This window comes from Clostridium sp. NSJ-145, from assembly GCF_021044725.1.
Lineage (GTDB): Bacteria > Bacillota > Clostridia > Clostridiales > Clostridiaceae > Clostridium > Clostridium disporicum_B.
Map to the genome: position 1 here is coordinate 1 of NZ_JAJNOS010000047.1, position 1,680 is coordinate 1,680.

Here is a 1,680-nt window from a genome sequence, read left to right on the forward strand (position 1 = left end):
GGCTCTGTTAGACAATAATGTTGATATGTGCATATAAGTCTTAAATAGTGTTATAATATAGATAATAACACTATCGGAGGTAAGATTTATGGCAACTCTTTCAAATATAAAGTCAGATATAACATCACTTAGTGAATACCAGTTAAGAGAATTATTTAACTATATAGGTGAGATGCTTACTCTTGGCTCATCTAATGTAAGTCTTAATAAAGAGTTTAGAGAATCAAGATTTAGCAAGGGGCAATGTTGCCCCCATTGCGAATCTACTTCTGTAGTAAAGAATGGTAAATTGAATGGTAAGCAACGTTATGTATGTCGTTCTTGTAGTAAATCCTTTAATGATTTAACTAAATCTGCGTTATCCTGTACTAAGTTACCTCTACAAACGTGGATTGAATATGTTAAAGGAATGGTTATAGGACTTTCTATAAGAAAGAACGCTGAAAATGTAGGTGTAGGTGTTAAAACATCATTTTATATGAGACATAAAATTCTTGATTGTATAAGAGCATTTATGGGTGTTGGTGATGTAGACGGTATAGTAGAAATGGACGAAACATTTGTTGCCGAGTCTTTCAAGGGGAATCATAAAAAGAGTGGTTTTAAAATGCCGAGACCTGCTCGAAAAAGAGGCAAACAAGTTAAGAAACGTGGTATAAGTAATGAACAGGTTTGTATAGCAACAGCAATTGATAGAAATGGAAATATAATATTAGAACCCTTATGTAAAGGAAGGGTTACTTACAATGCTCTTGAAAGGCTTTATGAAGGAAGGATAGACTCTAACTCAATAATCTGTACAGATAGCCATAAATCGTATATACAATTTGCCAAAGACCTTGAATTAGACCATAAAAAAATAGCAAGAGGTCATTATAAAAATGATATATACCATATAAATCATGTTAATTCGTTGCATAGTAACCTGAAAATTTGGATGTATAGATTTAAAGGAGTGTCTACTAAATTTCTATCTAATTATATGAGTTGGTATAAGTGGCTACAAAGTTTTAGCACTGATAAAGAAGTTATAAAAACAAAGAATATGCTTATCCATAGTGTAATTCCATTTGTTGACACTAAGATAGAAGGATACAAGGAAAGAAAATATAATTTCTTTTAGGTATTGCTTGATAAGTGTATGTTTGTTAGTATTATATGTAAAAATTATACTGAAAGATTACGAGGTGGGGGATTATGAATGAACTTATAAAAATTCTAAGAGATTATGATAATGATGATATTATAAAGGATTTTTTATTAGATAAAGAATTAGAATTTTATAATAACGACATGAAAGATATAATTATTTCTTTGGGTTTTTATATTCCTAATTATAACATATTAACATCATTACTTGAAATTCATGACAGTGTAGACCCAACTGAAACTGAAATGTTTGCGAATGGACCAATAACCAATGTTATAAATATATATCATACTAACATAAGTTATTTGTATTTAGTTAGAAGAGAGCAATTTGGATTAAGAGACGAAGATGCTATAATAACAGAATTAGTGTTTAGTAATAATACTAAAGAATTGATGAATAAATTGAAGATAGACCTTTGCAATAGAAATATTGTTAGGGAATCTAAACAGAGTTTATAGTTAGATAGGGTTGTAATTTGTACAACCCTATTTTGAGTACAATATCAACAATTTAATCTAACAGAGCCT

2 protein-coding genes are annotated in these 1,680 nt (G+C 29.6%); both read left to right on the forward strand.

Features of this window, described 5'->3' with window-relative positions; all coding sequences use genetic code 11:
• Positions 1-88: 88 nt before the first annotated feature.
• Positions 89-1,123 carry an IS1595 family transposase gene (locus tag LQE93_RS16665; protein ID WP_186839740.1) on the forward strand — a complete coding sequence of 345 codons (1,035 nt, stop codon included), beginning with the start codon at positions 89-91 and terminating at the stop codon, positions 1,121-1,123.
• Between the two features lie 74 nt (positions 1,124-1,197).
• Positions 1,198-1,611: a hypothetical protein gene (locus LQE93_RS16670; protein ID WP_005210118.1), complete on the forward strand. Its 414-nt coding sequence runs from the start codon at positions 1,198-1,200 to the stop codon at positions 1,609-1,611.
• Positions 1,612-1,680 lie beyond the last annotated feature (69 nt).

Bases quoted from the DNA above. Each gene is read 5' to 3' on its own strand.
- LQE93_RS16670 (WP_005210118.1), top strand. From the start codon at position 1,198: ATGAATGAACTTATAAAAATTCTAAGAGATTATGATAATGATGATATT.
- LQE93_RS16665 (WP_186839740.1), top strand. From the start codon at position 89: ATGGCAACTCTTTCAAATATAAAGTCAGATATAACATCACTTAGTGAA.